This window comes from bacterium (assembly GCA_030654305.1).
Lineage (GTDB): Bacteria > Krumholzibacteriota > Krumholzibacteriia > LZORAL124-64-63 > LZORAL124-64-63 > PNOJ01.
The window spans coordinates 1-7,199 of the sequence record JAURXS010000479.1 but is presented as its reverse complement, the minus strand read 5'-3'; the positions used below and the strand labels follow the sequence as shown (position 1 = coordinate 7,199).

Annotated in this window: 7 protein-coding genes and 1 pseudogene; 3 read left to right on the top strand and 5 right to left on the bottom strand. The window is 70.6% G+C overall.

The features are described 5' to 3' along the window. Positions 1–334: hypothetical protein (locus Q7W29_13690; GenBank protein MDO9172873.1), on the bottom strand; the 334-nt coding region annotated here is incomplete at its 3' end. 259 nt (positions 335–593) lie between these two features. Between Q7W29_13690 and trxB the strand changes: the two genes are divergently transcribed. Then, entirely contained in the window at positions 594–1,544 is a 951-nt protein-coding gene (gene trxB, locus Q7W29_13685; protein MDO9172872.1) for a thioredoxin-disulfide reductase, read from the top strand. A 159-nt stretch (positions 1,545–1,703) separates the two neighbouring features. On the opposite strand, the pseudogene folE reads toward trxB, so the two are convergent. Beyond that, positions 1,704–2,258: pseudogene (gene folE, locus Q7W29_13680) on the bottom strand (GTP cyclohydrolase I FolE). A gap of 473 nt (positions 2,259–2,731) precedes the next feature. On the opposite strand from folE, the gene Q7W29_13675 reads away from it, so the two are divergent. After that, complete coding sequence (locus Q7W29_13675; GenBank protein MDO9172871.1) at positions 2,732–3,610, top strand: sulfide/dihydroorotate dehydrogenase-like FAD/NAD-binding protein; 879 nt, start codon at positions 2,732–2,734, stop codon at positions 3,608–3,610. A gap of 15 nt (positions 3,611–3,625) precedes the next feature. Next, complete coding sequence (gltA, locus tag Q7W29_13670; GenBank protein ID MDO9172870.1) at positions 3,626–5,065, top strand: NADPH-dependent glutamate synthase; 1,440 nt, start codon at positions 3,626–3,628, stop codon at positions 5,063–5,065. Between the two features lie 74 nt (positions 5,066–5,139). Here the strand turns inward: gltA and Q7W29_13665 are convergent, their stop codons facing one another. The 3 genes from Q7W29_13665 to lnt form a co-directional block, all read right to left on the bottom strand. Beyond that, positions 5,140–5,760 carry a formyltransferase family protein gene (locus Q7W29_13665; GenBank protein ID MDO9172869.1) on the bottom strand — a complete coding sequence of 207 codons (621 nt, stop codon included), beginning with the start codon at positions 5,758–5,760 and terminating at the stop codon, positions 5,140–5,142. Continuing rightward, the gene (locus Q7W29_13660) at positions 5,757–6,284 is read right to left on the bottom strand and encodes an NUDIX hydrolase (protein ID MDO9172868.1); all 528 of its coding nucleotides are present in this window, start codon (positions 6,282–6,284) and stop codon (positions 5,757–5,759) included. The genes Q7W29_13665 and Q7W29_13660 overlap by 4 nt, the downstream gene beginning before the upstream one ends. After that, positions 6,281–7,199 (bottom strand): apolipoprotein N-acyltransferase (gene lnt / locus Q7W29_13655; GenBank protein ID MDO9172867.1); only part of this gene is annotated, 919 nt, incomplete at its 5' end. The genes lnt and Q7W29_13660, both read right to left, overlap by 4 nt.

Below are 7,199 nucleotides of genomic sequence, written 5' to 3'. Positions count from 1 at the left end.
ACATCTTCGTGCGCACCACCGTGAGGCCTTCGGTGTCGCCGCGGCTCTTCATCGCCGCGGTCAGGATGCGCGAGCCGACGGCGCCCTGCACCGAGGCCAGCGCCGCGCCGCGATCGGCGGTGGCGACGCCGTCCGCGAACTTCACGATCACTTCGCCGGCGACGTATTCGAGCCGCGGTCCGACGTAGCCGGCGCTCTCGAGCACGAACGCCTTGTCGTCCGTCGAGGGCTGGGCCGGCCCGGTGTCCCTCTCGCATCCCGCCGTCATCATCATCGCGAAGACCAGCAACGATGCCATCACGAGGCTGCCGCGGCACATGGTCTTTCTGGACATTCCGATCCCCTTCCAGTCGATTCGTGGGCGTAGCTCGGTGGACGCACGCAGAGCGGTTGTTGATGGCGAGGTTCCATCGACCCGGAACGCTTCCACACGAATTCTGGCGAGGTAGGACGAGCATAAGCGGATTGCGGCGACGATGGCAAGGGCTTTGTCGCCCGCGGATCCCCGGAGCTCATTGACAGGCGCCGGGTTCGGATATAGACATGAGGGGCTCGCACCACCCCGACCCCAGCCAGTCCCGACGGAGGCCCTGATGTCCCCGCAGACGACCCCGCAGATCCATCGTGCGATCGTGATCGGTTCCGGCCCGGCCGGCTACACGGCGGCCCTCTACCTGAGCCGCGCCAACATCCCGCCCCTGGTCTTCGAGGGCACCCAGCCGGGCGGGCAGCTGACCATCACGACCGAGGTGGAGAACTTCCCCGGCTTCCCCGAGGGGATCCAGGGACCCGAGCTCACCGACAAGTTCCGCGAGCAGGCCAAGCGCTTCGGCGCCGAGATCGTCGGCCGCACCGTCTCGTCGGTCGACCTCTCGACGCGGCCCTTCCGGGTCGTCGCCGACGGCGAGGACTACCTGGCCCACGCGCTGGTGATCGCGACCGGCTCGTCGGCGCGCTGGCTGGGCCTGCCCGAGGAGGAGCAGTTCCACGGCAAGGGCCTGAGCGCCTGCGCCACCTGCGACGGCTTCTTCTTCCGCGGCCAGGAGATCGCCGTGGTCGGCGGCGGCGACACCGCCCTGGAGGAGGCCATCTTCCTGACGAACTTCGCCGCGAAGGTCACGGTCGTCCACCGCCGCGACGAGCTGCGCGGCAGCAAGATCATGGCCGACCGCGCCCTGAAGCACCCGAAGATCGCCTTCGCCTGGAACAGCACGGTCAAGCGGATGGTCGGCGGCGAGAACGGCCTGCTGCAGAAGCTGGTCCTGGCCGACACCAAGGGCGGCCCGGACACCGAGCTCGCGGTCACCGGCTGCTTCATCGCCATCGGCCACGTCCCCAACGCCGGCTTCCTGGCCGGCCAGCTCCCCACCGACGCGCAGGGCTACCTGATCACCAAGCCCAACGTCACCGCCACCGGGGTCGAGGGCGTCTGGGCCTGCGGCGACGTCCAGGACCACGTCTACCGCCAGGCCATCACCGCCGCCGGCAGCGGCTGCATGGCCGCCATCGAGTGCGAGCGCTGGCTGGGAGAGCACGGCCTCTAGCCCAACCTGGGAAGCGGCGGAACTAGGCACATCGGAGCGCGTCGCGGGCGGCGTCACCGGAGCGAGCCGAAAACGAAACAAGAGGACCGGCCCCGAGGCCGGTCCTCTTGCTTCGGTTGAGGCGAGCGCAGGCGCCGCCTGCGACGCGCTCCGATGTGCCTAGTTCCAAGGCTTCTCTTGGATGAGGGTCAGGAACTCGCTGCGGGTCTTGGAGTCGTCCTTGAAGACGCCCACCATCTCGCTGGTCACCGCGAAGGAGTTCTGGCGCTTGATGCCGCGCATCATCATGCACAGGTGCTGGGCGTGCAGGACGACGGCCACGCCCTGCGCGTCGAGGTTGCGCTGGAGGCAGTGGGCGATCTGCGAGGTCATCCGCTCCTGGACCTGCAGGCGGCGCGAGAAGGCGTCGACCACCCGGGCGATCTTGGACAGCCCGACGATCTTGCTGCCGGGGATGTAGGCCACGTGCGCCTTGCCGAAGAACGGCAGCAGGTGGTGCTCGCACATGCTGAAGAAGTCGATGTCGTTGATCACGATCATCTCGTGGCCCTCGGCCTCGAACAGGGCCTGGCGCACCATGGCGTCGGGGTCCTGGTGGTAGCCTTCGGTGATCTCGAGCCAGGCCTTCGCCACGCGCTCGGGGGTCTTGAGCAGGCCCTCGCGCTGCGGGTCCTCGCCGATGTTCTCCAGGATGCCGCGGATCAGCGCTTCCATGTCCGTCGTCCCTTCCGGGCTCGCGCGCGACGGTGCGGGTCGCACCGGGGTCACGTTCGCCGCGTCCGGTCCACGATAAGGGCAACTCCCGCGAGGGTCAAGACGGCCCGCCGGACAGCCGGAGGATCGGCACGCGGCTTGCATCTCCGACCGCCGCAGATCCCAAGACCCGGCGGAAGGGTCGCGTCCGACCACCGGACGACAGGCATGTCGGCGCACGTCCGGAGACCGTCCCCCCCCAAGACGGGCGGGCGCACCCGGTGCAGGAAACGGCCCTTCCGCCGTCCAATTCACAGCCCCCTCTCCCCGTTCCCGCCTTCATTTTCAAGTCGTTCTGCGGCACCGGATCGTGCCGAATGCACCTTGATTTCACAGGGCGGTGGCGACTTATTTGAGCCGAGACCCTCGATTCGGGAGTCGCCCGCACCTGTAGGGCGGCACCCGCGGCTCGCGCACTGAAGGAGAGGGACGCCGTGGCCAACAAGATCGTCACCGCCAGGCTCCTGGCCGAGAAGACCATGCTGTTCGAGATCGAGGTCGAGCACATCGCCCAGCGCGGGCGCGCCGGCCAGTTCGTCATCCTGCGCGTCAGCGACCAGGGCGAGCGGATCCCGCTGACCATCGCGCACCGCGACGTCGCCAAGGGGACCATCACCATCGTCGCGCAGGAGGTCGGCAAGACCACGCGCGACCTCAACGCGCTGAAGGCCGGGGATTCCATCCTCGACCTGGCCGGACCCCTGGGCCGGGCGACGGCCATCCCGGAGGGCGGCAAGACGGTGGTCTGCGTCGGCGGCGGCATCGGCAACGCCGTGGTCTGGCCGATGGCCACCGCGATGAAGGCCGCCGGCAACCGCGTCGTCACCATCCTGGGCGCCCGCACGAAGGACCTGCTCATCCTCGAGGACGAGGTGCGCGCGGTCAGCGACCAGATGATCGTCACCACCGACGACGGCAGCTACGGCCGCAAGGGCCTGGTCACCGAGGCGTTGCAGGGCCTGATCGACGAGGGCCTGAAGATCGACGAGTGCATCACCATCGGCCCGGTGATCATGATGAAGTTCGTGTGCAAGACCACGCAGCCGCACGGCATCAAGACGCTGGCCTCGCTCAACCCGATCATGGTCGACGGCACCGGGATGTGCGGCGCCTGCCGCGTCACCGTCGGCGGCGAGACCCGCTTCGCCTGCGTCGAGGGCCCCGAGTTCGACGGCCACCAGACCGACTTCGACGAGCTGATGAAACGGCTCTCCTACTACAAGCCCGAGGAGGCCCGCTCCCTCGAGCGCGCCGAGCACGCGTGCCGCCTGCAGCAGGCGGCGGACCAGCTACTCGCCGAGCGCGACCGCTAGGAAGGGGGCCCGATCATGGCGGAAACCAGCAAGCCCAGCTACAAGTTCAACAAGTCCAAGACCAAGGTCCCGATGCGGGAGCAGAAGCCCGAGGACCGGATCTTCAACTTCGAAGAAGTGCCGCTCGGCTACACCGAGCAGGAGGCGACCTGCGAGGGGCAGCGCTGCATCCAGTGCAAGGACAAGCCCTGCGTGAGCGGCTGCCCGGTGGGCGTGGACATCCCGGCCTTCATGCGCCTCGTCGGCGAGGGGCAGTTCGAGGCCGCCCTGCGCAAGATCAAGGAGACGAACTTCCTGCCGGCGATCTGCGGGCGCGTCTGCCCGCAGGAGGACCAGTGCGAGCTGGTCTGCAACCTGAACAAGCCGCAGCAGGAGCGACAGCCGGGCGGCGTGGGCCGCGTCGAGCGCTTCCTCGGCGACTACGCCATGGAGCACGGGCTCAACGTGACGCCCAAGTGCGACCCGCCCACCGGCAAGAAGGTCGCGGTCATCGGCTCCGGACCGGCCGGCCTGACCGCCGCCAGCGACCTCTGCCAGCGCGGCCACGACGTGACGGTCTTCGAGGCCCTGCACAAGCCGGGCGGCGTGCTGTTCTACGGCATCCCGGAGTTCCGCATGCCCAAGGCGATCCTGGTCCGGGAGATCGACGGGCTCCGCCAGATGGGCGTGAAGTTCGTGATGAACTACCCGGTCGGCAAGGCCGAGTCGCTCAAGTCCATCCGCGACCGCTTCGACGCCACGTTCATCGCCACCGGCGCCGGCCTGCCCTGGTTCCTGAACATCCCGGGCGAGAACCTCAACGGCGTGTACTCGGCCAACGAGTTCCTCACGCGCGTGAACCTGATGGGCGCCTGGCGCTTCCCCGACACCGACACGCCGGTCAAGGACATCAAGCGCATCGCGGTCATCGGCGCCGGCAACACGGCCATGGACTCGGCCCGCACCTCGCAGCGCCTGCGGCCGAAGAAGGTCTACCTGATCTACCGGCGCAGCCGCCTGGAGATGCCCGCCCGCGCCGAGGAGATCCACCACGCCGAGGAGGAGGGCATCGAGTTCAACCTGCTGCACGCCCCGATCCGGATCATCGACGACGGCACCGGCGCGGTGTGCGGTATCGAGTGCCAGGAGATGGAACTGGGCGAGCCCGACGCCAGCGGGCGCCGGCGCCCCGTGCCCATCGAGGGCAAGACGAAGATCTTCGAGGTCGACACCGTGGTGATCGCGACCGGCCAGGGGCCCAATCCCCTCTTGACCGCCGACGTGCCCGAGCTGAAGCGCGACGCGCGCAAGGGCACGATCATCGTCGACGAGAAGACCATGCAGTCGGTGACCTGGCCCGACGTCTTCGCCGGCGGCGACATCGTCACCGGCGGCGCCACGGTGATCCTGGCCATGGGCGCCGGACGGATGGCGGCCAATGCCATGCACTCCTACCTGATGACCGGTACGGTGTAGGCTTACGCGCCGTGGCAGGGGACGCGCTCCGGGCACTTCGTGTGCCCGGAGCGCTTGGCTTTCGGCAGGTCTCTTCAGCGGGCGCTCGCGTCCAGTAGAAGGCGCGCCTGTTCGGTGATGACGCGAGGGTAGAGTTCGCATTCGGCGGCGAAGACGCGGGCGGCGAGGGTGTCGGGGGTGTCGCCGGGCAGGACCGGCACGCGGCTTTGGCCGAGGATCTCGCCGGCGTCGTAGACGTCGCTGACGAGGTGGACGGTGCAGCCGGATTCGCGGTCGCCGGCGGCCAGCACGGCCTCGTGGACGTGGTGCCCCCACATGCCGCGACCGCCGTGGCGGGGCAGCAGGGCGGGGTGGATGTTCAGCACCGGGCCGTCGAGCCAGGCAGGCGCCCGGTAGAAGCAGAGGTAGCCGGCCAGGAGGATCATCCGCGGCGCGAAGGGGGCCAGCCAGGCGTTGATGGCGGCGTTGTGGGCGTCGGCGTCGGGATGGTCCCGGCGGCGGACCACGGCGCACGGCAGGCCGGCGGCGCGGGCGACCTCGACGCCGCGCACGTCGCCGCGGCTCGCGACCACCGCGGCCACCTCGACCGGGACCTCGCCGCCGCGGCTCTTCGCCAGCAGGTTCTCCAGCGTGCGGCCGCTGCCCGACAGCAGCACGGCCACGGGCAGTTGACCGGAGGCGGTCGGCCCGCTCACCGCCCCGCCTCGCGGTCGACGGCGGCGAGCGCGGCCAGGACCCGGCGGTGCGACGAGAAGGCGATCGGGCCGGGCGGCGCGTCCGGGGGCCAGAAGCCGACGGCGGCGGCGTCGTCCCCCGCCAGCAACTCCCCGCCCAGTTCGGTGGCCGCGTAGACGATCAGGATCACCGGGCGATCCGGCGGCAGCACGCCCTGGTGGACGGCCAGCAGGCCGTCGATGCGCACCTCCAGGCCGGTCTCCTCGCGCGTCTCGCGGCGGGCGGCCTCGTCCGGCGCCTCGTCGTACTCGATGAAACCGGCGGGCAGGGTCCACTCCCCGACCTTGGGCGCGAACTTCCTCTGCACCAGGCACACGAGATCTCCGCGACGGATCACGGCGGCGGCGGCCGGCGACGGATTCAGGTACTGCACGAACCCGCAGGCGGGACACGAAGGGCGGACGACACCTCCCTCGCCGACGCGCCCGAGCGGCTCGCGGCAGCGGGGGCAGTGGGCGAAGGCGTGGCGCAGCGGGTCGCTCACGAGGGGCTCCCGCGCCGCCGCCGCGAGGACGCGACGAGGGCGCCGAGCGAGGCGAGCGTCCAGGCGCCCAGGACCACCGCCAGCGGCGCGTGGCCGTGGCGGACGAACGGCGTGGAGGCGTCGGCGGGAGCGACGTCGGCCGCGACCACGGCGCGCCCCCCGAGCCCGGCGCGGGCCCGCACGGCGCCGCGGCCGTCGGTGATGAAGCTGACGCCGTTGTTGGCGCAGCGCACCACCGGCAGCCCCGTCTCGGCCGCGCGCAGGCGCGCCATCTCGGCGTGCTGGACGGGCCCGGCGGTCTTCCCGAACCAGCCGTCGTTGGTGATGTTCACCAGGGCCTGCGCCCCGTCGCGCGCCGCCTGCCGCGCCAGGGAGGGGAAGATCGACTCGTAGCAGATCAGGCCCGCGATGCGCAGCGCGCGCAGGCTGTCCGGCGCCACGGTCATCGGCTGCGGCGAGCGCCCCGGGGTCCACTCGGCTTGCCCGAGGTCCAGCTTGCCCAGCTGCGGCAACCACCGCTGGAAGGGCATGCGTTCGCCGAACGGCAGCAGGTGATGCTTCGCGTAGCGGTCGATCAACCGCCCGTCGGGATCGAACAGGCCCGACGCGTTGGTGCGTTCCTGCCGGTTGTCCGCGCCGAGCGCGGCGTCGGGGTAGCCGGTGTAGAGGAAGACGTCGTTGGTGTCGGCCACCGCCCGGACCCAGGCCAGCAGGCGCTTGTCCTGCAGCAGGTAGGCCGGGACGGCGGTCTCGGCCCACACGACCAGGTCGGCGCCCTCGCGCGCCGCCGCGGCGGTGAGTTCGGTGTAGGGTTCGGTCGTGGTCTTCGCGGTCGCGTCGAACCACTTGTCGTGCAGGGACACGTCGGCCTGCACGGCGGCGACGCGCAACGCCGGCGCCCGGCCGGAGGCCGGC